Raw genomic sequence first — 25,929 nt, 5'->3', positions numbered from 1 at the left:
TTTAGGGCACCGTACGCGGATGGCAGCGACGAGCACATCACGCCATGGGGCTGTCCCGACCCCCTACCGACGTAGGGGGTCGTTGTGGTCTACCCCCGCTGTGCTCCACTCCTCGGGGATGCCGGCTCAGCCCCGCAACGACCACGCCGCCCGCTTGACGAGCACGTGACCGCGGCGCAGCGTGAGCCTGGTCCACGGACCGGTCTCGTGCACGCTGACGGCCTCGTCAGACTCCACGAGGAACCCGAGCGACTGTGCTGCGAATGCCGCCCCTGCTGCAACGTATTCCAATTGCGGAATGGGTCTGCCCCAGACCTCGCCACGTACGCGTTGCACGAGCTGCTCTCCCGTGCCGGACGGGATCGCCTCGGCGACGTCGGCGATGCCCTCAGCCGATGCCCGCTCCAGCACCCCGCCCGACGTCTCACCGACGCGATGCCACCCGCCGCGGGGCGGCGTGATGCCCGCCCACGTGACCGTGCTGACTTCGAGGGGCAGACGGATGCCGATGGGTACCGCTTCGTCGGGAGTCGCCGGGGGTGGGGCATCCGCTGCCCGTGCCAGCCGGTCGAGCAACGACCTGGTGGGGACGACCGCGTCGAAGACCGCCTCGCGGTCGGTAGCGAACGTGCGCAGACCGAGGACCGTCGGGATGTGATCGAGCAGGCTGCGCGGGTAAAGGATGGCCGTGTAGACGGCCAGCACGCCCGACCCGGCGACGAGGCGCACGGAACCGTCCTCGACGCGGCCGGCACGCGAGAGGTACACCTGAAGGTCGGAAACGGCGAGGGTGTCGACAAGGGAGAAGAACTGACTCATGTGCTGTCTAAACTAACGGAATGCGACGGTCGACACGGCCGTCGCGTCGCGTCGGCGGCTGACGACTTCGAGACTCGAGAGGCACCATGACCGAACCCCTCGAAGGCATGCTCACCGCGCTCGACCTGACCGACACCGGCGCCCGCACGAACGAAGACATCTTCACCGGCCCCAGCCAGTGGATGCCTCACGGGCGTGTCTTCGGCGGCCAGGTGCTCGCGCAGTCGATCGTGGCTGCCATGCGCACGCTCCCCGATGGCAGGGCTGTGCACTCGATGCACGGATACTTCCTGCGTCCCGGGGACGTGACCAAGCCGATCACGTTCTCGGTCGACCGCATCCACGACGGACGCTCGTTCGCGACCCGTCGCACTCAGGCCTATCAAGACGGCCTGCCGATCCTGTCGATGATCGCCTCCTTCCAGGACCCCGACAGCGGCCTCGAACACCAGCAGGACATGCCGGCGGATGTGCCGCCGCCCGAGCAGATCGCGAGCGACGCCGAGCTGCTGGCCGGGTTCGAACATCCGGTCGGGCGCTACTGGCGCGACGAGCGCCCCTTCGACCTGAGGCACATTCCGTCACCGGTCTACGTGAGCGTCGAGGGCGAACACGTCGCGCACCAGGCTGTCTGGTTCAAGACGTTCGACAGGCTGCCGGATGACGAGAACCTTCATCGCGCGGCACTCGCGTACGCCAGCGACTACTCGATTCTCGAGCCCGTGATGCGCAGGCACGGGATCGCCTGGGGCACGCCGGGACTCAAGATCGCCAGCCTCGACCACGCCATGTGGTGGCACCGGTTCAGCAGGGTGGACGACTGGCTGCTCTACGTGCAGGAATCCCCGAGCGCTACCGGTGGCAGAGGACTCTCACTCGGGCGTATCTACAATCGCGAAGGCGTGCTCGTGGCCAACGTGGCCCAGGAGGGCATGATCCGCCTGCCGAATCGAGAGGACCAGTCGTGAGTAGACGCGACCCCAGCAACGGAATCATCGTCACTCGGCGTGCGGCCCTGGCGGGCGCGACCGCTGCGGTCGGCGTGGTGTCGCTGGCCGCCTGTACTCCGCAGGGCGAGAGCTCCTCGAACGAGGTGCCCGCTGGGTCTTCGACCACCCTGAAGCTTTCGGACGTGCCCGTCGGTGGTGCGGTCTCGGCGAAGATCGCCGACTCGCCGATCCTCGTCGCGCAGCCGCAGGCGGGCAAGGTCGTGGCGTTCTCTGCCATCTGCACGCACCAGGGATGCGTCGTCAAGCCCACGAACGGCGAGTACGACTGCCCGTGCCACGGCTCGCGCTTCAACGAGGCGACGGGTGCCGTTCTGCAGGGTCCGGCGACGCGGCCTCTGAACAAGCTGACAGCATCCGTCAACGGCGACACCATCACCGTGAAGTCCTGATCCGCCACGCAGACCGGGTAGCGCGCGCCGGAGGCGCTCGCGTATCGAGATGCGTCAGCGCCGGTGGAACTCGATCCTCGGCTCCTGGTACGGAGACCAGGCTGCGCGCTCGCGCTCGTTGATGCGCCGAGGACGACCGGATGCCGCGTCGACGAGCACGATGGTCGTCGCCGCCCGCGCGTACAGCGTTCCCGGCTCTGCGCCGGCGGGAGACCGCACCTCGTAGCAGAGGTCGAGGCTTGCTCCGCCGATGGCGCCGACCCACATCTGGATGTCGAGCGGCTGACGCTGGTACGGGATCGGCGCGAGGTATTCGATCTCCTGCCGCGCGATCAGGCTCAGGGTGTCCGCCCCTGGGCGACCGTCGAGCACCGCTGTCGAGGCGCCGAGTGCCTCGCCGCTGTCGACATCGGTCTCATCCGTCGTCCAGAGAGCCAGGATGCGCGCCTCTTCCAGCAGGCGGAGCATCTCGGCATTGTTGACGTGCCCGTACGCGTCCAGATCGCTCCAGCGGAGCCTGATGGGAACGTTCAGGCGCATGAGTCAGCTCCTGGTCAGCTTGCGGTACGCGGAGCGGTGCGGCTTCGCGGCATCCGGTCCGAGGCGCTCGATCTTGTTCTGCTCGTACGCCTCGAAGTTGCCCTCGAACCAGTACCAGTTCGCCGGGTCGTCGTCAGTGCCCTCGTACGCGAGGATGTGCGTGGCGATGCGATCGAGGAACCACCGATCGTGGGTGATCACCACGGCGCAACCGGGGAACTCGAGGAGCGCGTTCTCGAGGCTGGAGAGCGTCTCGACGTCGAGGTCGTTCGTCGGCTCGTCGAGCAACAGCAGGTTGCCGCCCTGCTTGAGCGTGAGCGCGAGGTTCAGGCGGTTGCGCTCACCACCGGAGAGCACCCCAGCCTTCTTCTGCTGGTCTGGTCCCTTGAATCCGAAGGTGGAGACGTAGGCACGGCTGGGCACCTCGACCTTGCCGACATGGATGTAATCGAGTCCGTCGGAGACCACCTCCCAGAGCGACTTGTTCGGGTCGATGCCACCACGCGTCTGGTCGACGTACGAGATCTCGACAGTCTCTCCGATCTGGAGTTGGCCACCGTCCAGGGGCTCCATGCCCACGATCGTCTTGAAGAGGGTGGTCTTGCCGACCCCGTTGGGTCCGATCACACCGACGATGCCGTTGCGCGGCAGCGTGAAGGTCAGTCCGTCGATGAGGTTGCGCTCACCGAAGCCCTTCTGCAAGTTCTTCGCGTCGATGACGACCTGGCCGAGGCGCGGCCCCGGCGGAATCTGGATCTCTTCGAAGTCGAGCTTCTTGGTGCGCTCCGCCTCGGCGGCCATCTCCTCGTAGCGAGCAAGACGGGCCTTCGACTTGGCCTGCCGGCCCTTGGCGTTGCTGCGCACCCAGTCGAGTTCCTCGGCCAGACGCTTGGACAGCTTCGCGTCCTTTTTGCCCTGAACCTGCAGACGTTCGCGCTTCTTCTCGAGATAGGTCGAGTAATTGCCCTCGTACGGGTAAAGGTGGCCGCGGTCGACCTCCGCGATCCACTCCGCGACGTGGTCGAGGAAGTACCGGTCGTGGGTGACGGCGAGGACGGCGCCGTGGTACTGCTTCAGGTGCTGCTCGAGCCAGAGCACGCTCTCGGCGTCGAGGTGGTTCGTCGGTTCGTCGAGCAGCAGCAGGTCGGGCTTCTGCAGCAGCAATTTGCAGAGTGCGACGCGGCGCTTCTCTCCACCCGAGAGCACGGACACCGGAGTGTCGGACGGCGGGCATCGCAGCGCATCCATCGCCTGCTCGAGCTGGGAGTCGAGATCCCAGGCGTCGGCCGCGTCGATCTCCTCCTGCAGCGTGCCCATCTCGGCCAGCAGGGTGTCGAAGTCGGCATCGGGCTCGGCCATCGCGGCCGAGATCTCGTTGAACCTGTCGACCTTGCCCTTGATCTCGCCGACGCCCTCTTGCACGTTCTCGAGTACGGTCTTCGTCTCGTCGAGCTCTGGCTCCTGCATCAGGATGCCCACACTGAATCCCGGCGTGAGCTTGGCCTCGCCGTTCGATGGGGTGTCGAGGCCCGCCATGATCTTCAGGATCGTGGACTTACCCGCGCCGTTGGGACCGACCACACCGATCTTCGCGCCTGGCAGGAACGCCATGGTGACATCGTCGAGGATGAGCTTGTCGCCCACCGCCTTTCGGGCGCGGACCATCGAGTAGATATATTCGGCCATGCGCTCCAGTCTATGGGCGCGTGCCGGTGCGCTTCGTCCGCCGAATCGGCTCGCGCTAGTGAATCGGTACGGTGTTGCCGATCAGGCACTTGCCCGTGTCGAGCACAGGTACCACCTCGCTGTGATAGCCGCCGATGTCGGTGCCGAACTGGCCCACCAGGCATCCCCCGTTGATCAGTACGGAGAACTGCAGCGAACCGGGCTGAAGATCGATCGTCGTCTTGTCGGCGGTGACCTGCATGTCGGCCTTCTTGAAGCCTGCAGCAACGAGCCCTGCGATGAACTGCTGACCGTTCGGTGTCGGGTTCGCGGCGATGGTGCGGCGATTCACGTAGTCGAAGTAGCCGAGGTTGTCCTTCGCTGTGCCCTTCGGATCGACAGTGGGCACCACGCTCGGCACCGCCGCGGGGGCGCTGCTGGTGGCTCTGCTCGAGCTCTTCGTGGGGCTCGGTGCGGGCGACGAGCACGCGGCCAGCCCCACTGTGATGGCAGGAAGCGCCAGGAGCGCGACAACGGCGAGTTGCGACCGGCGCGCGCGCCTGTTGAAACCCACGGAACCGACTCCCCTCGTACCGAAGACGGCCCGTCCTCGGCCGACGCCTGAGAAGTCTAGGGGCAGCACTCTGCGGTTGCCTGTCAGCACGCGCGCAGGTCTCGTCGAGTCACTGGAGGCCGAACGCCGGGAGGCCCGAGCGAGGCACTCTCCGTCAGAACGGCGGCTCCTCGTCGGAGAACACCAACTGTTGTTCCTCCTCGACGTCGGCCCCGTCGTCGGCCGAGGTGAGCTCGGAATCGTTCGCCGACGCCGTCGTTTCCGAGCCCGACAGCACACCGGGAAGAGCCCACCCGTCGGCATCGACCGCCGGCGCATCCTGCTGCTGAGAAGGTGTCGACGGGTCCACGTTCGTCGTCGGCAGCTCCGAGGATGACGAGGCCGAGTTCTTCGTATAGGCGGTCGTGCCGAACATGAGGTCGTGTCCGATGCCGTCAGCCAGCAACTCGACGTTGATTCCGTGTCGGCCTTCACGTTCCCATTCGTTGACTCGCAGCCGCCCGGTGACGACCACGCGGTCGCCCTTGGAAAGGGACTTCGCGCCGTTCTCGGCCAGACGCCGGAAGGCGACGACGGAGTACCAATTGGTCTCGCCGTTCTCCCAGCCGCTGCCCTCGCGGTTGAACTTGCGCTGAGTGGATCCGAGCCGGAACGTGAGTCTGGCCAGTCCATTGCCGACGAGCATGAGGGTCGGGTCTGTTCCGACCACTCCTACGGCAGAGACGGTGTCCTGCATGAGCGTGCCTTCCTGAGAATGACGCGCAATCGCGCGTCGCGGTCGTGGATCACGGCCCGACAGCCGAGGCAGCCGAGGTTCGTGGATTCCACTGTCGTCACATGAGCGGCGGCGCGGCGGACCGGGGTCCGACTTCGGGGACAACGGCGCCTCAGCCGCTCCTGGGGAGGGAGGGATGCACCACGTCGATCAGCGGCGGCGCGCACCGCTGAATACGATTCAGACATGACATATCTCGCCGATTCCCACAGGTACGACTCGATGGCCTATCGCCGCGTCGGACGAAACGGGCTGAGCCTTCCGACCGTGTCCCTGGGCCTCTGGCACAACTTCGGCGACACACGGCCGGTCGAGACCCAGCGTGCTGTCGTGCGACGCGCCTTCGATCTCGGCGTCACGCACTTCGACCTTGCGAACAACTACGGACCGCCCGCCGGTTCCGCCGAAACCAACTTCGGCCGCATCTTCGCGGAGGACCTCGCGCCGTACCGCGACGAGATCATCGTCTCGACGAAGGCCGGGTACTACATGCACCCCGGCCCGTATGGCGAATGGGGCTCGCGCAAGTACATGCTCTCGTCGCTCGATCGTTCGCTGACCCGCCTCGGACTCGACTACGTCGACATCTTCTATTCGCATCGTCCCGACCCGGAGACGCCGATCGAGGAGACGATGGGCGCACTCGCGACGGCCGTGCGCCAGGGCAAGGCCCTCTACGCGGGAATCTCCAACTACAGCCCAGAGCAGACCAAGGCTGCCGCGGCGGCCCTGGCGGCCGAAGGCGTGCCGCTGTTGATCCACCAGCCGAGTTACTCGATGTTCAACCGGCACGTCGAGCATGGGCTGCTCGAGACCCTCGACGACCTGGGCGTCGGCGCCATCGTCTTCTCCCCGTTGCACCAGGGTCTGCTGACCGATCGCTACCTCTCCGGGTCGATCCCCGACGACTCCCGTGCTGCCACCAGTGTGTTTCTGCATGCGGAGAACATCACCGGCGAATACCTGGAACGCGCTCGGGCACTGAACGAGATCGCGGCCGGGCGGGGACAGACCCTGGCCCAGCTTGCGCTCACTTGGGTGCTGCGGCACCCGCAGGTGTCGAGCGCGCTGATCGGGGCATCCAGCGTCGCGCAGCTGGAGCAGAACATCGCCGCCGTGCATGCCGCCCCTCTCACCGAAGACGAGCTCGCCGCGATCGAGCCGCTGGCCATCGACGGGACCGGGCGCCCGGCATCCTGAGCACGCGCACGCCGAGAGGGAGCCGGAGCAGGTAGACGAATCCGACTCCCCTCGGCACGCCTCACCGTCACGGGTCATACGCCCCGGTAGCGTTCGCTGCATGCAGTGGTGGAATGACTTTTGGGAATGGCTCACGTCGCACGACGCTCAGCCGGTGATCTTCGCCGGTGCCGTCCTGCTCGTGTCCATCATCGTTGCCGGACTGCTTTCGGCATGGATCGCGCGTGGCGCCATCCGTGGGCTGCTGTCACGCGCCGAGCGTGAACAGAAGGCCGCAGCCGTAGCAGCCCTCGTGGATGCCGCTGTCGAGGCATCCGTCTGGAACTCCCTCACTCCAGGTGAGCAGGTTCTCTCCGATCGTTCCGTGGGCCAGTCCGACATTCTGGTGCGTCTGCTGCCCCTCAAGGGTGCTGCGGTCGCGGCCGACTGGGCTGCTCACCAGCTCGCGGAGCTCAAGCGTAATTCGGCCACGTACGGGTACAATCTCGAACCGGCCATCGTGGAGTTCCGCGACCGACTCGTGGAATGGCAGAACAAACCGCGCCGCACGCGGCGGCTATTCCTCGAGGACCTCGAGCGCTGGCGTTTCGAGCGCACGACGAGCGAGCAGACCACGCTCTCCGAGCAGGATCAGTGGGTTGCCGAGCAGCACCACGAACAGTTCTCCGACACGAAGCCGACGGCGGCGGTCGACGCACCGGCCCCGGCGAAAGACAAGACCGAGGTGCTGAGCGCGTACGACGACGTCTCCGATCCGGTCGGCGCCTACGCGGCACGTAAGCCGACGGGGCTCAGCGCGGACTGAGCGCCCGATCGATCGAGGAAGGGTGCACCGGAAGTTGCCGGTGCACCCTTCCTCGTCTCGGCGAATGCTCGTCACATCATGCTGGTCAGCGCCACCAGGAGTCGAACGGCGTAGCGGGGACCCGTCGCTTGTGCTCGGTCGCCAGGTACTTGTCCTCGATCGCCTGCGCGACATCCTCATCGACGTCGAGCCCCTCGAGGTAGGCGTCGATGTCCCGGTAGCTGACGCCGAGGTTGTCTTCGTCGGTCTGACCTGGAGCGTCGTCGAGCAAGTCTGCGGTCGGCGACTTCTCGTACAACCTGGCAGGAGCGCCGAAGTACTCGAGCAGCTGCCTGCCCTGGCTCTTGGTGAGCCCGGTGATCGGGGTGAGGTCCACTCCCCCGTCGCCGTACTTCGTGAAGAAGCCCGTCACCGCCTCGGCCGCATGGTCGGTGCCGACCACGAGGAGCCCGCGCTGTCCGGCGATCGCGTACTGGGCGACCATGCGCATTCTGGCCTTGACATTGCCTTTCGTGAAGTCGCGGATCGGCTCGCCCGCAGCGTCGCCGAACTCAGCGGCGATGCCGTCGACTCCTCGCTGCACGTTGAACTCGATGGTGTGCTGCGGGCCGATGAAGTCCAGTGCGAGCTGAGCGTCGTCCGCGTCGGCCTGCACGGAATAGGGCAGCCGAACGGCGATGAACTCGGCGTCGAGGCCGGAAGCCAGCATCCGCTCGGCCGCCAGCTGGCAGAGCTTGCCGGTGAGTGAAGAATCCTGCCCGCCGCTGATGCCCAGCACGAAGCCGCGGGCAGCGGATGCCCGTGCGTAGTCGACGAGGAAGGACACCCTGGCCTCCACCTCCGCCGCGGGGTCGATGGTGGCCTTCACGTTGAGCTCGCGGATGATCTCCGCCTGAAGTTCGCGCATACCTTGCACCCTATTCCGCTCGTGTTTCGCCCACGCAACGTGCTGTTCTCGATCAGCGAGCGTCAGGACGCGGAAAGCGCTGCGGCGTCGATCTGCACGGGGTATCCGGCACGCAGCACGGCGGCAGTCGAGGGAGGTGTGATCAGTGTCGACGATCCGCTTCGCGGTCGGGAGGTCACCGCGCTATAGCCCTCCACCGTCCATTCGACGAGCCGGTCGTCGAGCACGAGCTTCGGAGTTCCGCTCTCGAGCACGAAGGCCCCGTTCGGGATGTCGCGCCAGGCGGAGTCGTGGAGCTTCCGACGGTGCGTGCCCTGGTGAAGACGCTCGGCGTGCAGCCGGGCATTCACCTGGGCGGCGGACGGGCGAGGGCCGCCCAGCTCGGAGGTCCAGGCATCCAGGTAGTCGATATAGGCGCCGTGACGGCACTCGGCGCACGGCCGGTGTCCTGCCGCGAACGCGACAGCTTCGTCGTGGAAGAACAGGAAGGTGTAATGGTGCGGTTTCCACTGCTCCTGCCAGCGCCCGCGGAACTGGAGGGCGCAGATCAACCAGAGCGCACCGGAATGGAAGCGCACAATGTCGTGGCCCTCGTGCAGCCGACCCCGATTGCCCGTCCACGCACCGCGTAGAGGGATCGAGACGATCTCGCCCATCGGCGTGACCCGATTCCGCTCGGTCATCAGCGTCCTCCCGCCTGCCTTCGTGAGGAATGCTGCCTCAGGCATCCGACATGCGACATCCGGATGTCAGGGGGCAACTCAGGCCTGCGCCTCCCACTCCCTGCGGAGCAGCGCATAGACGCCGGTGTCCTCCCAACTCCCCTTCACGAACATGTCCTCGACGAAATGCGCCTCCTCGCGCATGCCCAGTCTCAGGCAGAGGCTGACGGACGCGGTGTTCTCGGGAGCGAGCTCCGCCTTGATGCGATGCAAGCGCATTCTCCCGAAGCCGAGGTCGAGGAGCGCAGCCGCAGCCTCGGCCGCGTAGCCGCGTCCCTGGTCGTCGGGATTGAGCACCCAGCCGATCTCTGCGGTTTCGTGCTCCACGCTGACGAGCGAAAAGTACAGCTCGCCGATGACGCGCCCGTCGTTCAACGCCACAGCGAGCTGCAGGAAGTCCCCGTCACGCCTGAGCCTGGTGCGGATCGCCCAGTCGGCGATCTTCTCAGCGACCTCGTCTCGAGTGCGGGGCTCGTAGAGCAGGTATTCGCAGACATCCGCGCGCGACTCATGTGCCGTGATCGCGTCGATGTCGGCGTCGGTCATCAGCCTGATCGTCAGCCGCGGCGTCTGCATTGGCCGATCGAATTCGAGCGGGATCATCCATGCGCCTCAGACGTTGGCATGCCACGAGCATAAATGGAACCCGTGTGGACCGAGCCACTGACCTGAGCATGTGTCAGGTCATTCACGTCTGCGGAACACGGCGTGCACAGCAACGGTCACGACAGCAGATGCCATGCCGAGCGCGTTCCACGTGATGCCGATTTCACGCCTGTCGAGAGTCACGACGCCGTCGAGACACACCTCTGCCTCGCCCAGCAGAGATCCGCTCATTTCGACGGTGAATTCTCGGGAGATGTCGCGTACGGTGAGCATCCCGGTCACCGCGACGCCGCGGTGCGAGGGCTGTATGCCGTCGACCGCGAACTCGATGCGGGGGCTGTTCTCGACATCGAAGAACGCCGCGGAGCGCAGGTGTCGGTCGCGGCGCGCGTTGTGCGTGTCGACGGATACCGCCAGCGCGGCCATCCCTCCTGTCACGTCACCGTTCGCTCCGATTTCGACGTGGCCGTCGACATCACGGAAGCCGCCCCGCACAGGGACGAGGCCGCCGAGCAAGCCGGTCGTGAACCGCACGCTCGAGACAGCGGCATCGAGGTCCCAATGGCCGGTCGCACCGCGCGCGAGCAGCGGAGCCGTGTCCGTCGTCCGGACCACGGCCGGGACATCCGCAGCCCGAGAAGTGATGTTGCCCGGTGCGCTCTGTTGCCCTGTCGGTGTCCGCATGGTTGTCTCCTGTCACATCGCCTGCATTTCAGGTGTCATCACTATCGACACGGCTCGACGAAGGAGTGTGACGGATGACCGACGACAGGCAATGGCTCGCGGACGGCTTCGAGCAGAACAGGCCGCGGCTGCGCTCGGTGGCCTATCGTGTGCTCGGTTCGGTCGCTGATGCCGACGACGCCTTGCAGGAGGCGTGGCTCCGTCTCAGCAGGGCGGACGCCGATGGAGTGGAGAACCTTTCCGCCTGGCTCACCACCATCGTGGCGCGAGTGAGCCTGAACATGCTGCGGTCGCGCCGCACCAGACGGGAGGACTCGCTGGAGGTGCACGTCTCGGATCCGGTCGTGAGCGCGTTCGGGGGGCCGAACCCGGAGGAGGAGGCCGTGCTGGCGGACTCCATCGGTCTCGCGCTGCAGGTTGTGCTGGATGCGCTCACGCCGTCGGAACGGCTCGCCTTCGTGCTGCACGACATGTTCGACGTGCCGTTCGACGACATCGCCTCGATGCTCGACCGCAGCCCGGCCGCAGCGCGTCAGCTGGCGAGCAGAGCGAGGGCACGAGTGCGCGGCGCGGATGCCACGACGCTCGAGACCGACACAGGCAGGCAGCGGGAGATCGTGGATGCCTTCTTCGCAGCATCCAGAGCCGGTCGCTTCGACGACCTTCTCGCGCTGCTGTCACCCGACGTCGTGTTGCGGTCAGACGGCGGCACAGGGCTGCCGGCTGCGACCACGCGGCTGCAAGGACGTGCAGCGGTCTCAGCACACGCGAAGCAGTTCCACCAGTCGGCGGCGATTCTGCACCCGGCGATGGTGAACGGATCGGCCGGCGTCGTGATCGAGCTGAACGCGCAGGTCGGCGCCGTGATGGCGTTCACGTTCTCGGGCGACACGATCAGCGAGATCGAGATCCTCGCCGATCCCGATCGGTTGAAGGGGCTCGGACTCGACGTCGCGGCGCTCTGAATGTTCTGGTGCCCCCGGCAGGAATCGAACCTGCGACCAAGAGATTAGAAGGCTCCTGCTCTATCCGCTGAGCTACGGGGGCGGCCGGCTTGTCTCAAGCGGCTTCCAGGGTACAGCAGGGCGACGCTCAAACCGCTTTGGCCGCGGCGACGAGCACCTGGGCGAGGCTGGGCACGCCGTCAGCCCTGAAGACCTCTTCACCATCACCGTCGAGCACAACGACCGTAGGCGTCGTGCGGATGCCAGCAGCCCGCGCGCGCTCCTCGAAACGCACGACGTCGAACTCGGTCACCCTGGCATTAGGGACCAAGCGCCCGGCTTCGGCGAGCACTCCCCTGGTCTGCATGCACGGCTCGCAGAACGCCGATGTGTACAGCTGCAACTCCACGGTGTGAAGTCTAGGTCGGCGGCCCCACGCGGGCTGCGCACAGGCATCCGTCGGCAACGACGTCGGAGGGCGTCGATAGACTTGCGCGCATGCCGACTGCGAACGACGCCCTGGTCTGGATCGACTGCGAGATGACGGGGCTCGACCTCGAAGCCGACGAACTCGTCGAGATCTCCGTCGTGATCACCGACTTCGACCTCGTGCCGTTGGATCCGGGCATCGACATCGTCATCAAACCCGATCAGAGCGCCCTCGACCACATGGGCGATTTCGTGCGGCAGATGCATACGACGAGCGGGCTGATCGAAGAGATTCCGCACGGCAAGAGTCTCGCCGAGGCCGAGTACGAGGTGATGGAGTACATTCTCAAGTTCGTGCCGAACGAGCAGAAGGCCCCTCTCGCCGGCAATTCCATCGGCACCGATCGCATGTTCCTTGCCAAGTACATGCCGCGCCTCGACGCACATCTGCATTACCGCAACGTCGACGTGTCATCGATCAAGGAGCTGGCCCGACGCTGGTTCCCGCGCGTGTACTTCAATGCGCCTGAGAAGAACGGTGGCCACCGTGCGCTGGCCGACATCCTCGAGTCCATTCGAGAGCTCGATTACTACCGTCGCGCCGTGTTCACCGGCGCACCCGGACCTACGTCCGACCAGTGCCAGAAGATCGCGGCCGAGGTCGTGCAAATCTGGGCCCCTCGCATGTAATAGACTCGTCTGGTTGTTCGCACGCGAGCATCATGGTGGGTATAGCTCAGCTGGTAGAGCGCCTGGTTGTGGTCCAGGAGGTCGCGGGTTCAAGCCCCGTTACTCACCCCAAGGAAGGCCGAGTGCAATCGAGCTGGCTCGAATTGCCGAGGCCGACGCAGGGGTTGAGCCGCACAGCGGCGATCACTCCAAGGTTGTATTACTTGCAGGCAGCACGTTGTGGTTGCCGCTGAAGACGTTCCGCGGGTCGTAGTGACGCTTCACGGCCGCAAGGCGTCGGTGTGTTGCAGGCGGGTAGACGGCCGCAACGTCTTCGGGGGCGGCCGTCGTGAGGAAGTTGGCGTAGGCGCCACTCGTGTGCGGGGCGAGCCGCTTCCAGATGGCGTTCAGTGCCGGACGCGCGGCGTCGACGACGTGCTCGGGGCCCGCCGTGTTCGTGACGAACATCAGCTCCGCCTGACGGTACGCGTATGCGGTCGCATCCTCTGCTACCCGCGACGCCGCCCCGCCGACAGCCCTCAGCGAGATGAACGGCGATCGCTCCGACGCTCCGACCTCGAGAAGGATCTGCAGCACGTCGGGAACGGACGTCTCCTCGACGAATGCACCCCGAGCGACGAATCGGATGCCGGCGGGCGGCGTTCCACCGTCGACCAGAACATCGGAATACGCCTTCAACGTGACATCGTCACGTATCACGGTGCCGAGTCGGCGGATCGGATCGATCGCGCGGGCGGCCGCCCGCTCGTCGTCGCCGGCGAAGGCGACCATCACCTGCACCGGGGCATCCACTCCGCCGGCGAACGGATTGGCGAAGTTCACAATGGATGTCAGCTCGTCGGGAGCGTTCCGCAGATAGTCCGCCCACCCCGGCAGGATCTTCGACGCCTCCTCGGCGGGGAACTCGATCGCGCCGAAGTAGACGTCCCTCGTACGATGCGCCCGGAACTCGAACGCAGTTACCACGCCGAAGTTGCCGCCGCCACCACGAAGCGCCCAATACAGCTCGGGGTTCTCCTCGTCGTCGGCACGCACGAGTTCGCCATCGGCCGTCACCACCCGGGCGGCGACCACGCCGTCGAGCGCGAGTCCGTACTTGCGCACCATCCAGCCGATTCCACCGCTCAAGGTCAGACCGCCGACTCCGACGCTCTTCGTATCGCCTGAGGAGATCGCCAAGCCGTAGGGTGAGAGCCCCGCCGCGACCTCACCCCAGGTGGCTCCCCCACCGATGTGCACGATGCCGCGCTCGCGGTCGATCACTTCCACCTCCGCCAGGTTGCGCAGATCGATGACGACGCCGCCGTCGTTCGTGCCCAAACCCGCGAACGAGTGACCTCCGCCCCGCACGGACAGCGTGAGCCCCGACGCGACGGCGAACCTGACGGCCGCTTGCACATCGGCGGCATCCAGGGGCTGCAGAACGACCGCAGGGGTTCCGACAGCGAGGACGGAACGCGCGGCGGCCGCGTAGTCCGCCTCGCCTGGTTCGATGATGGCGCCGCGGAATTCGCGACGGAGAGCACTGAGCGCTGAACTCGTGAGTTTTTCCTCCAGTAGTTGGCCCGGACTGCTCGTGAGACACGGGCATCGCGTGCGGGGGCTGCGCTATCCACACGCGCTACTGGTTTGACAATCGGAGCACCGCAAACGTGACACGGCGCTCAGAACGGGCAGGCGGCCGCTACGGTCGGACTCGGCGAGGTCGGGCATCCGTGCGCAGCGAAGCGACAACGCCTGCGCCCGCACCCGGTCCCTGGTCGTAGGCTTCCCGCGCGGATGCCGCGGCGGCGTTCAGGCCGACGCCGACTCGATCGCGGCTTCAGTGCCTCGGATGACCGTTGCCAACCCTGCAAGGTCGTGCAGGGTGGCCAGCTCGTTCGCTGCGACGGTGCGAGGGCGGGAGTCGACGACGCACAACGTTCCGACGACCGCCCCTTCCGCAGACCGCACCGGGATGCCCGCGTAGAAGCGCAGGCCGAACTCGCCGGTGACGAGCTCGTGGGTCATCACTCGCGGGTCGGTCGCGGCATCCTCGACGATCAACGGCCCGCTGGACGACGCTCCTGAGCAGATCGACTCGAGGGCAGGCATCCGGGCGTCGGGCACGCCGTGATGGGCTGCGAACTGCACCTTTCCGTCGTGCACGAGACTCAAGACGGCGACCGGTACGTCGAACGTGCGCGCCGCGATCGCTGCGATGGTTTCGAACGCGCGCGCCGTCGACAGCTCGGGAGCAGTGAGGCCCGAGGATGCCCGGTGCCGGCTGCCCTCCGCGACGACGAGATCGCGCAACGCCTGCACCACCTCGTGATCCGCCGGACGGTCCTTCGGCTCACGCGCCGTCATCGCCGTCAGGAGCAAGCGCCACTGCTCGGGAAGCTCGGCGGGGATCTCGGGATCGGTGCTGAGGCGAGCCATCGCCGAGTCGACCGGAGCACCGGGGAACGCGAGACGACCCGTGTGGCACTCCAGCAGCACGAGGCCCAGCGAATACACGTCGCTCGCGCCGGTCAGTACGTCACCCCTTGCCTGCTCGGGACTGAGGTAGGCGGCGGTTCCTGTCGTTCCCTCCGGTCGTGTGACGTGGGCGATGCCGGACGACAGCGCGATACCGAAGTCGGTGAGCTTGGCGCGGGCACGTCCGCCGTCATCGCCGTCGGTCACGACGAGAACATTGCCCGGCTTCAGATCGCGGTGGATGACACCGTGGCGGTGCACGTACTCGAGCGCCTCTGCGAGGTCGTAACCGATCTCCGCGATGTGCCGCAAGGAAAGACGTGCGGATGCCAGCCGACGCCGTAGATCGGCACCGTCCACCGGCTCCAGAACGAGGTAACGGTGCTCGACCCCATCGGGATCCGGCGCGATACCCGCGTCGATCAGCGTCACCACCGCGTGGTGGTTCAGGCCGGCGAGAACATCGATCTCGAGCTGCTGCTCTTCGGAGTCCGTGCCGGAGATCGGCTTCGTGAAGACCTTGACCGCCACCTCACGACGCAGATGCTCGTCGAAGGCCGAATAGACGACGGACATGCCGCCCTCGCCGAAAGTGCCGGTGATCGTATAGCGCGATGGGGGTCGCCCGGTCGCAGCCGCAGGCACGACCTGCGTCGTGGGGGCGATGGTGCTGGGGACTTCGGACATCGGGTCCTCGAGTCGGGCGAGCTCTATCGGCTCGGGCGGCGGGGAGGGCTGGTCGAACGAGTGTACGCGACGAACGTGACGTGCGCGCGTTCGGTTACGCACGACATCCTGCTCACGCGCGTCGCAGGAGGCCGTGGCACGCTGGTGTCGTGATGAGCATGGCTGCAGACGAGTTCGAGCGACTTGTGATCGACGAGCTCGACGCCCTGCCAGACGACATGGTGGACGGCATCGAGAATGTGGCCTTCCTGGTGGAGGACCGACCGGCCGACGGCTCGCTGAGCCTGCTCGGGGAGTACAACGGGATCTCGCTGACGCGGCGGGATCGCTACGGCTTCGGCGAGATGCCCGACCGAATCATCGTGTATCGCGAGCCGCTGCTGTCGATCTGCGGCGACGAATCAGAACTACGCGATCAGGTGCACGTCACTCTGGTGCACGAGATCGCGCACTACTTCGGCATCGACGACTCCGAACTCCACGAGCTCGGCTGGGCGTGACGCCGTTCGTATCAACGGGCCGGGTCGTCCTCGGGATCGCTCTCGAACGGGTCGCTGTCTGAGCGGTCGAACGAGTACCGCACGTGCAGCTCACCCTGGATCTCACGGTTGTCGAGCGCGTTGTACTTGAAGAGCGATTCGACGCCGTCGATGGCGGCAACCGCGTTCAGGCTCTCATCGTACCGGCCCCCCACGAGAAAGCGGCGTTCGCTGGTACCGGCCAGCGGGCCGTCGGAATACTCGACGATGTACTCGGTTGCGCTGTCGCTCATGACCTAACGGTACCGCGCGAGCGTTCGCAGGCGGCGCAGGCGGCCGTCAGTCGGGACCCGGCGCCTCCGGCGTGCCGTCGAATACCAGGTCGGCGAGCGTGCGTGGCGACTCGCGTGAGACCAGCTGCTCCCACTGCCTCTGCCAGAGATCCCAGTGCGCGTCGAACCCGCCGGCGTCACGCTCCAACGCCCGACGCTTGCGTACGTCGTCGTCGGCACCGAGCCAGACGCGCAGGTCGGCGAGGGGCGCGGTCGCGCGGGTCAGGCATCCGCAGCCCTCGACGACCAGCGGATGCCCACCCGCGACGCTGTGCCACGCCGCGGGCGCCGACGCTGCCCAGTCCCAGCCGCGCCAGCGCCCGGTGCCCGCCGAACGCAGTGGCCCGAGCAGGTCCTCGCGCAGGTGTGCCGACGCGGCGGCCAGTCCTTCCCACCCCGGATACATGTCGTCCATGCGCACGAGCTCCACGTTCGCGCCAGGCCACGCCACCACGACCGCATCGGCGAGGCGGGATTTGCCCGCTCCACTCGGACCGTCGATGAGCACGACGGGCGATGACGAGGTCGCCAGGGCCGCGCGGACGATCGTGAGAGGCGTGGAGCGGTCGACCGGCACGGCGGCACGATCGCCGCCCGAATCAGGAGACGACAAAGGACCAGCTCCCCGCGAGCACGGCCGCTGTCGTGGCGAATGCCGCGATGGCAGCCCCGAGCGCGATCATCGTGATGTCACGACGAGTGAACCGCGACTTCCGCGCCCAGGTGCGGGGCGCCGGGCCGCCGAAGCCTTTGGCCTCCATGGCCGTCGCGAGCTTGCTGCCCCGACGCAGGGAGAGCACGAGCAGGGCGAACGATCGGGAGCCGAGCCTCCCGATGGCACCGATCGGGCCTCCCCCGTCGCCGATGCCCCGTGCGCGTCTGGCACGCCCCAGCGCACGCCAGTCGTCGATGAACAGTCCCACGAGACGCAGCGCGGCGAGCGCCCCGAGCACGAAACGCGCCGGCAGGTGGACGAGCTGCGCGAGTCCGTCGGCCAGGTCGGTCGGGTCGCTCGTGGCGAACAGGATCACTCCGGGGATGCCGATGGCCAGCACCCTGAGCGCGATCGCTCCCGCGAGGGCAAGGGATCCCTCGGTCACCGTGACGGGGCCGAGGCCCCACAGCACCGCCCCGGAGTCTGCACCGTAGAGCGCCGTTGCGACGGCCGCCGCGGCGGCGGCGATCCACACCGGAGCGGTTCGCAGCCAGAACTGCCTGGCGGAGACGCCGGCGAACGGCAGCAATACGGCCTCGAGCGCGAGTGCGACGCCGGCAGAGACCCAATCGATGGTGAGCACGAGGGTGAGCGAGATGAGCAGCGCAGCCGCGAGCTTCGCCACGGGATTGACGGCGGCAATGCGGCTGGAGCGGATATCCGGCGTCAGCACAAGGCTCATTGCCTCGCCTCCACTCGTTCGCTCTGCAGGGGCTCCGTCGTCGTTCCGAGCTCGAGCACATCGTCGGCGAGCGCACGCACGAACGCGTCGTCGTGCGTGACCGCCATCACGGCGTGGCCGTCGTCGAGCAGCTCGGCGAGCAGCGCGGCGAGCTCGCGCCAGGTGCGGGCATCCTGGCCGAACGTCGGCTCGTCGAGCACGAGCAGGTCGGGCCTGGTCGCGATCGCGGTCGCGACCGACAGCCTGCGCTTCTCGCCGCCGGAGAGCGTGAATGGGTTCGCCGCAGCAAGGCGGCCGAGGCGCAGGCGCACGAGCAGCTCCTCCACGCGTGCGTCAGCGGAACGACGGTCGACTCCGGCCGCGCGAGGACCGACGGCCAGTTCGTCGCGCACAGTGGAGCGCACGAACTGATGCTCCGGATCCTGGAAGACCGTGCCGATGCGCGTGACGAGTTGGCGAGACCGCCAGCGCGCCGGCTCCGGGGCGAGGCCGCGGCGGAAGGCATCCGTTGCCGCCAGGCGTCCGTCGATCGGTCGCAGCAGGCCGGCGGCGGTGAGGGCGAGTGTGGACTTTCCCGCTCCGTTCGGCCCGGTGACCACCATGGTCCTGCCGCGCTGTGCCGCGAAGTCGATGCCGCATGCCGCCAGCTGCACCGTGCGCACCCCGAACGGCGTACGACCAACGCTCAGCGACTCCGCAGTGAGGAGGGAATCCCCCGCTCCCGCTTGTCCACGCACGCGATCGGATGCCGCTCCCCGCACCCAGATTCCCGCAGCGTCCAGCGCGGCGCGCTGTCCGTCGAGCACGTCGTCCGGTCGACCGTCGGCGAGCACGCCGCCGGCTTCGTCGAGCACGATGACCCGATCGACCAGCGACGACCACACCGCGACCCTGTGCTCGACGATCACCACGGTCGCCTCGCTGCCACGGCAGAGCCGCTGGACGGCATCCCGCACTTCCTCGACCCCGGCCGGATCGAGGTTGGCGGTGGGCTCGTCGAGCAGAAGGAGTCTCGGTCGCATCGCGATCGCACCCGCGAGGGCCAGACGCTGCTTCTGTCCGCCGGACAGTGCCGACGTCGAGGACGACAGCGGAAGGTCGAGGCCGACATCGCGCAGTGCGCCCTCGACGCGCGGCCAGATCTCCTCGGCAGGTACCCCGGCGTTCTCGCAGCCGAAGGCCACGTCGTCGCCGAGCCTGGCCATCACGACCTGGGAGTCGGGATCCTGCAGGACGAGCGCGACGTGTTCGCGTGCGTCAGCGGGCCGAAGCCCGTCGATCGTGAGTGTTCCGGCGGCATCGCCCTCCTCATCGCCGCCGAGAACACCCGCGATCGCCTGCATCAGCGTCGACTTTCCCGCTCCGCTGGCGCCGAGCAGGAGAACCCGCTCACCCGGTTCGATCTGCAGGTCGACGTCGCGCACGGCCCATCGCGACCGGCCGGCGTGACGCCAGCCCCAGCCGCGTGCGAGCACCCTGGCACCGCCCGCCGTGCGCTGGGATGTCATCTAGACGGCGCCACCTGACGAGCCGACCGGTCCGGCCGACTGCTCGTGCAGATCCGCGCCGTCGTCGACGATGCGCGCCCCACGACCTGATGCGAACCTGCTGAGCGCGCCGGTGGCGGCGAGACCTCGCACGGCGAGCCATCCCAGGAGTCCGGCGATCACGACGCCGGAGAGCACCGAGGTGCCGATGTAGAGCCAGCGTTGCCCGGCATCCAGCGCGGCGAGCGAGGTGAACGTCGTGTCGAGAAGACCTGTCGAGACGCCGGCGAGTGCTCCCGCGAAGAGCGCACCGCCGAGGTTCCACACCCGGTACAGCAGGATCGCGAAGGCGATCTCGGCCGCGGCCCCTTCGACGGCGGCCCAGATGAAGTTCGTGAAACCCCACTCGTTGCCGATGAGCATCTCGACGACCCCTGCGACGATCTCGGTGAAAAGCGCAGCGCCCGGCTTTCGGATGATCAGACCGCCCAGCACGCCGGCGAACAGCCACCCGCCAGAGAGCAGGCCGGCCGCTCCCGGACCGAGAAAGGTGAGGGCCGCGGAGAGCGGGGTCCAGGCCAGGCCCCACGCCCAGAAGATGACGCCGGAGGCGACTCCCACGACGGCGGCGATGATGATGTCGACGACTCGCCAGCGAGAGATCCGTCTGACGGGTGCCGAGGTTGCTGCGATGGTTGCGTGCACGATACGTGCCCTTCCGTTCAATCACGAAACGTGGGCACGGGTGGATGCTTCGCACGATGCGAAGCCCCCCAGAGATGCCTCCCTGCGCTGGCATGACCCAGATCAGGTTCGACGGTCGAAGGTTGGAGAACCTTCCTCTCAGCCCGGCTCACCGGACTCCCGTGTTTTCAGTGGCGAGTATAGTCAGCTAGCGCCGTGTCGCGCTGTCTGCGCAAGGCGGCGGTGCCTCGTGCGAGGTGCTCGCACGCAACCGAGGAGACGTCGATGGTCATCATGTGGGTGCTCCTCGTGCTCGCACTCGCATTCGTGCTGCTCCTGCGGCTGATGATCGTACGCATGCGCAAGTTCGAACGGCTTGCCGCCCAGCGGAAGGCCGAACTGACGGCTCGACGGGCCGCCGCCGCGAGGACCGCGGCCGCGCGTGATGCTGCGACGCGGGCGGTCAGCGGCGGCGACGCCTCCGCAAAGCCTTGAATACCAGCGCGATTCCCCTGGTGGCGACCCAGACGAACGGAATGGCGACCGCGAGCAATGCGATCGGGTTCGGCTCGAACCGAACTCCCGTCTTGTCCTTGATGTAGGCGCCGATCGGCAGGCTGGCACCTCCACCGCCCCCACCGGAGCCGACGTCGGGCTCCTGAGGTCCCTCTCCCGCCCCGAATCCGAACCAGGCGACGGCAACGGGGATCACCGTCACGTCGTCGAGAGTCACCGCCTCGCCGTATGCGGTGTGAACCCCCACCGTGGACTTGACGGAATCGGCGAGCTTGAGCACGAGGTCTGCCATGGTGCAACGCTACTCGCCGCCCGGCGGATCGCACCCACGCATCCTGTGCGAACCGTGTATTCGATGCAAAGGCTGCCACGCCATAATCGACGGGTGCCGAAAGCCCGACGACGCCCTTCCGATCGCGGCATCGTCGTAGGCGTGCTCGGAGCGATCACCGCCCTCGTGCTGTTGACGCATACCTGGATCCCCGATGTCGGTGGCTACATCTCACTGCTGGAGACCTTCCTTCCCTGGCTATGGGTACCCATCGTCGCGCTGGTGGCGGCCGCTGTCATCGGCCGCACGTCGCTGTTCGCCTGGATCGGTGTCGCACTCGCGGCCATCGCATGGGCCGTGCTGTTCGTGCCGACGCTGGTGCCGCACAACTCGACCCTGACCGCGAACCTGCACGTCGTCAGCGAGAACATCGACGCCGACAACCACGACCCGGCCGCGACCATCGGCTCGTTGGTGTCGCGGGATGCCGACGTCGTCGCTCTGCAGGAGCTCGATGCGAAGTCCACGCCGATCGCGGAGCGGATGCTCGTGTCGGCATATCCGCACAGCTACGTGGTAGGCACGATCGGCGTGTGGAGCAAGACACCGCTCACCCACGGCGAGCCGCTCGAGCTGGGTCTGGGCTGGAACCGCGCACTCAGTGTGGATGTGAGCACCGCAGACGGACCGGTACGGGTGTTCGAGGTGCACATGGCATCCGTTCGCCTCGGCGAATACCGGCAGCGAGACACCATGCTCGCGGCCTTGAAGAACACGCTGGACGGCGCCTCCGACTCGCGAGTGATCGTCGTCGGCGACTTCAATGCGGCATCGACCGACCGGGAATTCCGCCAGCTCGAACAGACGGTGACCGAGGCGCCCACCTCGACGTTCGACTTCGGCTTCACCTGGCCGTCGACGTTCCCGTTCGCGAGAGTGGACCATCTGCTCACCCGCGGACTCACGACCGTGACGAGCACGGTTCTGCCTGCCAACGGCAGCGACCATCGCGGCATCGACGTCTCGCTGCGCTAGCTGCCGTTGTCGAACGCACGGGATGCCCATCAGCCATCGCTACGCCCCTCGCGCTCCGTGATCACCTTGGCGTTCAGCGTGTCGCCGACACGCCGGGGCGCGCGACCCACCAGCGCGGCCGGCGTCACGAGGCCGCCTCCGAAACGCGCGGCGACCTTGTCGATGGCGTGCTCGGCGTCGCGCCAGTCCTCGTCCGGATCCCAGAGGAGCGGAGACCCGTCGCCATCCGGCATCAGCTGCTCGGTTCGAACGCCGATCAGCCGCACCGCGCCGCCCTGAGGCAGCGCCGCCTCCAGCAGCTCTGAGACCTCCTCGAAGATGCGTTTGCCCACATTCGTCGGCTCACCGAGCGTTCGCGACCGCGAGATGGTGCGGAAATCCACGAACCTCAGCTTCAGAGCGACGGTGCGTGCGGCCAGCCCGTGCTTGCGCAGCCTGGCTGCCACCTGGGTCGAAAGCCTCAGCAGTTCGCGACGCAACTCGACCAGGTCGGTCAGGTCGTGCTCGAACGTCTGCTCGTGTCCGATGCTCTTCTCGCGTGTGACGGTTTCCACCTGTCGGGTGTCGATGCCGTTCGCCAGTTCGTGCAGCTTCACGCCAGAGGCGTCCCCGACCCAGCGCCTCAGCACGTCCAGTGGTGTCGAAGCGACGTCGCCCACCGTGCGCAACCCGTAGCGGTGAAGGGTCTCCTGTGTCGAGGGTCCGACACCCCAGAGCGCGCCGATCGGCAGAGGGTGCAAGAAGGTCAGGGTGTCGGCCACCGGAACGACGAGCATCCCGTCGGGCTTCGCCGTCGTCGAGGCCAGCTTCGCCATGAACTTGGTGCCCGCGACCCCGACGGAGCAGACCAGACCGGTCTCAGAAAGCACACGGCGCCGGATCGCTGCACCGATCGTCGACGGCGACCCGAGAAGCCGCACCGAGCCCGCGACATCGAGGAAGGCCTCATCGATGCTGACCTGCTCGACCAGCGGCGTGACGTCGCCCAGGATGTCCAGCACCTGCCGCGAGTAGAGCGCGTACTTGTCGAAGTGCGGCTCGAGCACCACCGCGCTCGGGCAGAGTCGCAATGCCTGCGATACGGGCATCGCGCTGCGCACGCCCGCCCTGCGAGCCTCGTAGGTCGCGCTGGAGACCACCGAACGCCCAGACGCATGGCCGACGATCGCCGGACGCCCGCGCAACTCCGGCCGATCGAGGAGCTCGACCGCTGCGTAGAACGCGTCCATGTCGACGTGCAGCTTCGTTGCTCCCGCGTCGTCCACCGGTCCGACGGTGACCTGTCTGTCCCGTCCATCGCCGCGTCCCACGCCCTCAGTGTCGCACCTGCCGCCGACAGTCGATCGAGCCCGTCGAACGGCACAGCCGTGATGGCATCCGGGCCGCGCAGATAACGTTGAACACATGCACTTCAGATACCTCGGAAACAGCGGACTCAAGATCTCGGAGATCATCTACGGCAACTGGCTCACCCACGGCTCCCAGGTGGAGAACGACACGGCCACCGAGTCGGTTCACGCCGCCCTCGACGCGGGCATCACCACCTTCGACACCGCGGATGCCTATGCCAACACCGCGGCAGAGCAGGTGCTCGGCGACGCGCTGAAGGGTCAACGCAGGCAGTCGCTCGAGATCTTCACGAAGGTCTATTGGCCGACCGGCCCGCGCGGTCACAACGACACCGGCCTCAGCCGCAAGCACATCTTCGAGTCGATCGACGGCTCGCTCGGTCGCCTTGGCACCGAGTACGTGGACCTCTACCAGGCGCACCGGTACGACGTCGAGACTCCACTCGAGGAGACGATGCAGGCGTTCGCCGACATCGTGCGTGCCGGCAAGGCACTCTACATCGGCGTCAGCGAATGGAACGCCGAGCAGCTGCGTGCCGGCCATGCCCTCGCGAACGAACTCGGCTTCCAGCTCGTCTCGAACCAGCCCCAGTACTCCATGTTGTGGCGCGTCATCGAGGGAGAGGTCGTCCCGGCGTCGAAGGAGCTCGGCATCTCGCAGATCGTCTGGTCGCCGGTCGCGCAAGGCGTGCTCACGGGCAAGTACAAGCCGGGCGCCGAGCTTCCCGCGGGAAGCCGCGCAACAGACGAGAAGGGCGGCGCCGGTGCGATCAAGAACTTCCTCACCGACGACGTTCTGACGGCCGTGCAGAATCTTCAGCCGATCGCCGACGAGGCAGGTCTCACGTTGGCCCAGCTCGCGGTGGCGTGGGTGCTGCAGAACCCGAACGTGGCGGGTGCGATCGTCGGGGCATCCCGTCCGGAGCAGGTCGCGTCGAACGCCGCGGCCGCCGGCGTGAAGCTCGACGCCGACGTGCTCAAGCGCATCGACGACGTGATCCTCCCGGTAGCGAAGACGGACCCGTCCCTCACCACCTCGCCCCCGACGCGCGTCGCGTAGGGTCTCCCAGCCGAGTCGACCTCGTCCGCGGCCGGTTTGCGCATTCGCAGCCAGCAGAAGTGGCTGTAATTGCTCGAAACGGCTGCGGGCGATGCCCGGCATGGCAGCGCGAGGACGCTAGACGAGGGCTGCGACGAGGGGTTCGAACCATTCGCGGAAAGCGGCGCGATCGTCGCGCAGGCTCCAGCTGATGACGACCGTGTCGGGTCCGACCACCCACGCGCCCTTCTCCGCGAGCGGCAGCGCCTCGATGTCGAGACGGAAGGATCCCGCCTGCCGGCGCAGCTCGTGCTCACGGCTGCGGACGACGTCGACGATCGCGTCCGAGTACTCCATGCGATGGGCGAGGTCGTCGGCGATGTATTCCGCACGCCTCGCGTTGGACCAGGCGATGGCATCCGCGAAGCGTTCGATCACGAGATCCTGAAGCGCCAATTCGCGGTCGAACGCTGCGAAGTGCGGCGGGACGAAGAGTGTGCTCCACGAGGCGACGGCGTTCATCCTGATCACCGCGCGGCGCCACCACCTCGCCCACTCCTCACCGAGCACCGACGGGTCCGCGCTGTTCACGCCGCCAGGAGTCGGTGCCCATGTACTGCGAGGCGCAACGGCGAGCATCCGCTGAGCAGCCGGCTCATGCTGCACTGCCGGCACGACGGCAGGAAGCGGCGGATCACCGACATGCTCCAACCCGGCGAGGTCGCGAAGGCACAGTGCGACCAGCAGGTCCAACGGGCAGTCTTCCGTGACCCGCCAGCGAAGGGTGCCCTCCACGAGCATGTCTCCAGCTTAGAAGCGGGGACCGACATCGGCGAGGGAAAACGCCCGAGCACCTTGCAGGAGGGCTGCGTACTAGTCGAGGGTGCTCGCCCCGTCGATGGCGACCGTGTCGAGCACGTGGCCCGGCAGCACGGCGCGGCGCATGGGCATCCGTCGCCCGAACGTTGCCTCTTGCACCGCGGGCAGCTGGAGAGTGCCACAGGAGAAGAGCAGGTGGGTCACGACTCGTCCTCGGCGGTCTCTGCTCGATCCGCTGCCGGATCGTCCTCTTCGGTGCGGGCGATCGGAGCCGTCATGAGCAGGAATTCGGGAACCTCGGCACGGTCGAACGGCCCTGCCCCATCGACCCGGTACTGGGGCTCGTCGAAGGCGACGATCCACACCCTGCCCGAGAGACGCTGCACCTCGAACGCGCCGTTCGCGAGCCCGGTCGCGCTGGCGATGATCACACCTGTCGGGTCGCCGACCCAGCCCGTGGCGCCCTGACGTTCGTCATCGATGACATGCACCTGCACGCCGACACCGAACATCTCCTCGGCCCGTTCGGCGCTCTGCTTCTCGCGTCGTCTCCACACGTGTCACATTGTCCCACCGCACCCGGCATCGGCCATGCGGTGCGATGAGGTGCCGAGC

32 protein-coding genes, 2 tRNA genes and 1 riboswitch are annotated in these 25,929 nt (G+C 67.2%); of the genes, 11 read left to right on the top strand and 23 right to left on the bottom strand.

Features of this window, described 5'->3' with window-relative positions; translation table 11 throughout:
* Positions 1-126: 126 nt before the first annotated feature.
* The gene (locus MJ603_RS15795) at positions 127-819 is read right to left on the bottom strand and encodes a hypothetical protein (RefSeq protein WP_243064708.1); all 693 of its coding nucleotides are present in this window, start codon (positions 817-819) and stop codon (positions 127-129) included.
* Positions 820-905: 86 nt separating this feature from the next.
* Here MJ603_RS15795 and MJ603_RS15790 point away from each other — a divergent pair, with 86 nt between their 5' ends.
* Together MJ603_RS15790 and MJ603_RS15785 are read left to right on the top strand one after the other, a co-directional pair.
* On the top strand, positions 906-1,787 hold the full coding sequence (locus tag MJ603_RS15790; protein ID WP_243064707.1) for an acyl-CoA thioesterase II: 882 nt from the start codon (positions 906-908) through the stop codon (positions 1,785-1,787).
* Positions 1,784-2,218, top strand: a complete 435-nt coding sequence (locus tag MJ603_RS15785) for a ubiquinol-cytochrome c reductase iron-sulfur subunit (protein WP_243064706.1) — start codon at positions 1,784-1,786, stop codon at positions 2,216-2,218. The genes MJ603_RS15790 and MJ603_RS15785 overlap by 4 nt, the downstream gene beginning before the upstream one ends.
* 54 nt (positions 2,219-2,272) lie before the next feature.
* Here MJ603_RS15785 and MJ603_RS15780 read toward each other — a convergent pair whose 3' ends face one another.
* From MJ603_RS15780 to MJ603_RS15765, 4 genes are all read right to left on the bottom strand, one after another.
* Positions 2,273-2,758, bottom strand: a complete 486-nt coding sequence (locus MJ603_RS15780; protein ID WP_243064705.1) for a thioesterase family protein — start codon at positions 2,756-2,758, stop codon at positions 2,273-2,275.
* Positions 2,759-2,761: 3 nt separating this feature from the next.
* Positions 2,762-4,444, bottom strand: a complete 1,683-nt coding sequence (gene ettA / locus MJ603_RS15775) for an energy-dependent translational throttle protein EttA (protein WP_243064704.1) — start codon at positions 4,442-4,444, stop codon at positions 2,762-2,764.
* 55 nt (positions 4,445-4,499) lie between these two features.
* Complete coding sequence (locus MJ603_RS15770) at positions 4,500-4,997, bottom strand: hypothetical protein (protein WP_243064703.1); 498 nt, start codon at positions 4,995-4,997, stop codon at positions 4,500-4,502.
* 154 nt (positions 4,998-5,151) lie between these two features.
* Positions 5,152-5,733 (bottom strand): single-stranded DNA-binding protein, encoded by a 582-nt coding sequence (locus MJ603_RS15765; protein ID WP_243064702.1) that lies wholly within the window; start codon positions 5,731-5,733, stop codon positions 5,152-5,154.
* A 225-nt stretch (positions 5,734-5,958) separates the two neighbouring features.
* Between MJ603_RS15765 and MJ603_RS15760 the strand changes: the two genes are divergently transcribed.
* Both MJ603_RS15760 and MJ603_RS15755 read left to right on the top strand, forming a co-directional pair.
* Positions 5,959-6,972: an aldo/keto reductase gene (locus tag MJ603_RS15760; RefSeq protein WP_243064701.1), complete on the top strand. Its 1,014-nt coding sequence runs from the start codon at positions 5,959-5,961 to the stop codon at positions 6,970-6,972.
* 100 nt (positions 6,973-7,072) lie between these two features.
* A complete protein-coding gene (locus MJ603_RS15755; RefSeq protein WP_243064700.1) occupies positions 7,073-7,777 on the top strand; it encodes a hypothetical protein in 705 nt (234 codons plus the stop codon).
* Positions 7,778-7,862: 85 nt separating this feature from the next.
* Here MJ603_RS15755 and nadE read toward each other — a convergent pair whose 3' ends face one another.
* The 4 genes from nadE to MJ603_RS15735 form a co-directional block, all read right to left on the bottom strand.
* A complete protein-coding gene (nadE, locus tag MJ603_RS15750) occupies positions 7,863-8,684 on the bottom strand; it encodes an ammonia-dependent NAD(+) synthetase (protein ID WP_243064699.1) in 822 nt (273 codons plus the stop codon).
* 62 nt (positions 8,685-8,746) lie between these two features.
* On the bottom strand, positions 8,747-9,412 hold the full coding sequence (locus tag MJ603_RS15745) for a hypothetical protein (protein WP_243064698.1): 666 nt from the start codon (positions 9,410-9,412) through the stop codon (positions 8,747-8,749).
* Between the two features lie 33 nt (positions 9,413-9,445).
* The gene (locus MJ603_RS15740) at positions 9,446-9,982 is read right to left on the bottom strand and encodes a GNAT family protein (RefSeq protein ID WP_279239485.1); all 537 of its coding nucleotides are present in this window, start codon (positions 9,980-9,982) and stop codon (positions 9,446-9,448) included.
* Positions 9,983-10,090: 108 nt separating this feature from the next.
* Positions 10,091-10,696, bottom strand: coding sequence for a YceI family protein (locus MJ603_RS15735; protein ID WP_243064696.1), 606 nt, complete (start codon positions 10,694-10,696; stop codon positions 10,091-10,093).
* Between the two features lie 74 nt (positions 10,697-10,770).
* Between MJ603_RS15735 and MJ603_RS15730 the strand changes: the two genes are divergently transcribed.
* Entirely contained in the window at positions 10,771-11,661 is an 891-nt protein-coding gene (locus MJ603_RS15730; protein WP_243064695.1) for a sigma-70 family RNA polymerase sigma factor, read from the top strand.
* Between the two features lie 6 nt (positions 11,662-11,667).
* Here the strand turns inward: MJ603_RS15730 and MJ603_RS15725 are convergent.
* Positions 11,668-11,743: transfer RNA gene (locus MJ603_RS15725), tRNA-Arg, on the bottom strand.
* Positions 11,744-11,788: 45 nt separating this feature from the next.
* The gene (locus MJ603_RS15720; RefSeq protein ID WP_243064694.1) at positions 11,789-12,049 is read right to left on the bottom strand and encodes a thioredoxin family protein; all 261 of its coding nucleotides are present in this window, start codon (positions 12,047-12,049) and stop codon (positions 11,789-11,791) included.
* Between the two features lie 89 nt (positions 12,050-12,138).
* On the opposite strand from MJ603_RS15720, the gene orn reads away from it, so the two are divergent.
* Both orn and MJ603_RS15710 read left to right on the top strand, forming a co-directional pair.
* Entirely contained in the window at positions 12,139-12,759 is a 621-nt protein-coding gene (gene orn / locus MJ603_RS15715) for an oligoribonuclease (RefSeq protein ID WP_243064693.1), read from the top strand.
* 35 nt (positions 12,760-12,794) lie between these two features.
* A tRNA-His gene (locus MJ603_RS15710) sits at positions 12,795-12,870 on the top strand.
* Positions 12,871-12,942: 72 nt separating this feature from the next.
* Here MJ603_RS15710 and MJ603_RS15705 read toward each other — a convergent pair.
* The gene (locus MJ603_RS15705) at positions 12,943-14,253 is read right to left on the bottom strand and encodes an FAD-binding oxidoreductase (protein WP_308220609.1); all 1,311 of its coding nucleotides are present in this window, start codon (positions 14,251-14,253) and stop codon (positions 12,943-12,945) included.
* A gap of 300 nt (positions 14,254-14,553) precedes the next feature.
* A complete protein-coding gene (locus MJ603_RS15700; RefSeq protein ID WP_243064691.1) occupies positions 14,554-15,906 on the bottom strand; it encodes a protein kinase in 1,353 nt (450 codons plus the stop codon).
* 152 nt (positions 15,907-16,058) lie between these two features.
* Here MJ603_RS15700 and MJ603_RS15695 point away from each other — a divergent pair, with 152 nt between their 5' ends.
* Positions 16,059-16,406, top strand: a complete 348-nt coding sequence (locus MJ603_RS15695; RefSeq protein WP_243064690.1) for a metallopeptidase family protein — start codon at positions 16,059-16,061, stop codon at positions 16,404-16,406.
* A gap of 11 nt (positions 16,407-16,417) precedes the next feature.
* Here MJ603_RS15695 and MJ603_RS15690 read toward each other — a convergent pair whose 3' ends face one another.
* The 5 genes from MJ603_RS15690 to MJ603_RS15670 are packed head-to-tail and all read right to left on the bottom strand — an operon-like array spanning position 16,418 to position 20,306.
* A complete protein-coding gene (locus MJ603_RS15690) occupies positions 16,418-16,678 on the bottom strand; it encodes a hypothetical protein (RefSeq protein ID WP_243064689.1) in 261 nt (86 codons plus the stop codon).
* 46 nt (positions 16,679-16,724) lie between these two features.
* A complete protein-coding gene (locus tag MJ603_RS15685; protein WP_243064688.1) occupies positions 16,725-17,294 on the bottom strand; it encodes an ATP-binding protein in 570 nt (189 codons plus the stop codon).
* Between the two features lie 22 nt (positions 17,295-17,316).
* Entirely contained in the window at positions 17,317-18,114 is a 798-nt protein-coding gene (locus MJ603_RS15680; protein ID WP_243064687.1) for an energy-coupling factor transporter transmembrane protein EcfT, read from the bottom strand.
* Positions 18,111-19,622, bottom strand: a complete 1,512-nt coding sequence (locus MJ603_RS15675; RefSeq protein ID WP_243064686.1) for an ABC transporter ATP-binding protein — start codon at positions 19,620-19,622, stop codon at positions 18,111-18,113. Before MJ603_RS15675 ends, MJ603_RS15680 begins: the two co-directional genes overlap by 4 nt.
* Entirely contained in the window at positions 19,623-20,306 is a 684-nt protein-coding gene (locus MJ603_RS15670; protein ID WP_243064685.1) for an ECF transporter S component, read from the bottom strand.
* Positions 20,307-20,368: 62 nt separating this feature from the next.
* A riboswitch (TPP riboswitch) is annotated at positions 20,369-20,479 on the bottom strand.
* A gap of 91 nt (positions 20,480-20,570) precedes the next feature.
* On the opposite strand from MJ603_RS15670, the gene MJ603_RS15665 reads away from it, so the two are divergent.
* Positions 20,571-20,780 (top strand): hypothetical protein, encoded by a 210-nt coding sequence (locus tag MJ603_RS15665; protein ID WP_243064684.1) that lies wholly within the window; start codon positions 20,571-20,573, stop codon positions 20,778-20,780.
* On the opposite strand, the gene MJ603_RS15660 is transcribed toward MJ603_RS15665, so the two are convergent.
* Positions 20,749-21,093 (bottom strand): hypothetical protein, encoded by a 345-nt coding sequence (locus tag MJ603_RS15660; protein WP_243064683.1) that lies wholly within the window; start codon positions 21,091-21,093, stop codon positions 20,749-20,751. The two genes, MJ603_RS15665 and MJ603_RS15660, sit on opposite strands and share 32 nt — an antisense overlap.
* 93 nt (positions 21,094-21,186) lie before the next feature.
* Between MJ603_RS15660 and MJ603_RS15655 the strand changes: the two genes are divergently transcribed.
* Positions 21,187-22,107, top strand: a complete 921-nt coding sequence (locus MJ603_RS15655) for an endonuclease/exonuclease/phosphatase family protein (protein WP_243064682.1) — start codon at positions 21,187-21,189, stop codon at positions 22,105-22,107.
* A 29-nt stretch (positions 22,108-22,136) separates the two neighbouring features.
* Here the strand turns inward: MJ603_RS15655 and dinB are convergent, their stop codons facing one another.
* A complete protein-coding gene (gene dinB, locus MJ603_RS15650; RefSeq protein ID WP_243064681.1) occupies positions 22,137-23,417 on the bottom strand; it encodes a DNA polymerase IV in 1,281 nt (426 codons plus the stop codon).
* A gap of 94 nt (positions 23,418-23,511) precedes the next feature.
* On the opposite strand from dinB, the gene MJ603_RS15645 reads away from it, so the two are divergent.
* On the top strand, positions 23,512-24,516 hold the full coding sequence (locus MJ603_RS15645; RefSeq protein WP_243064680.1) for an aldo/keto reductase family protein: 1,005 nt from the start codon (positions 23,512-23,514) through the stop codon (positions 24,514-24,516).
* A gap of 117 nt (positions 24,517-24,633) precedes the next feature.
* Here the strand turns inward: MJ603_RS15645 and MJ603_RS15640 are convergent, their stop codons facing one another.
* The 3 genes from MJ603_RS15640 to MJ603_RS15630 all read right to left on the bottom strand — a co-directional run bounded on the left by MJ603_RS15640 (position 24,634) and on the right by MJ603_RS15630 (position 25,871).
* A complete protein-coding gene (locus MJ603_RS15640) occupies positions 24,634-25,296 on the bottom strand; it encodes a hypothetical protein (RefSeq protein ID WP_243064679.1) in 663 nt (220 codons plus the stop codon).
* A gap of 72 nt (positions 25,297-25,368) precedes the next feature.
* Complete coding sequence (locus MJ603_RS15635) at positions 25,369-25,518, bottom strand: hypothetical protein (RefSeq protein ID WP_243064678.1); 150 nt, start codon at positions 25,516-25,518, stop codon at positions 25,369-25,371.
* Complete coding sequence (locus MJ603_RS15630) at positions 25,515-25,871, bottom strand: hypothetical protein (RefSeq protein WP_243064677.1); 357 nt, start codon at positions 25,869-25,871, stop codon at positions 25,515-25,517. Before MJ603_RS15630 ends, MJ603_RS15635 begins: the two co-directional genes overlap by 4 nt.
* Positions 25,872-25,929 lie beyond the last annotated feature (58 nt).

Origin of the sequence: Humibacter sp. RRB41 (assembly GCF_022761015.1) — a bacterium.
In the GTDB taxonomy this organism is placed as follows: domain Bacteria; phylum Actinomycetota; class Actinomycetes; order Actinomycetales; family Microbacteriaceae; genus Humibacter.
The sequence above is the reverse complement of the archived record's forward strand: the minus strand, read 5'-3'. Positions and strand labels throughout refer to the sequence as shown.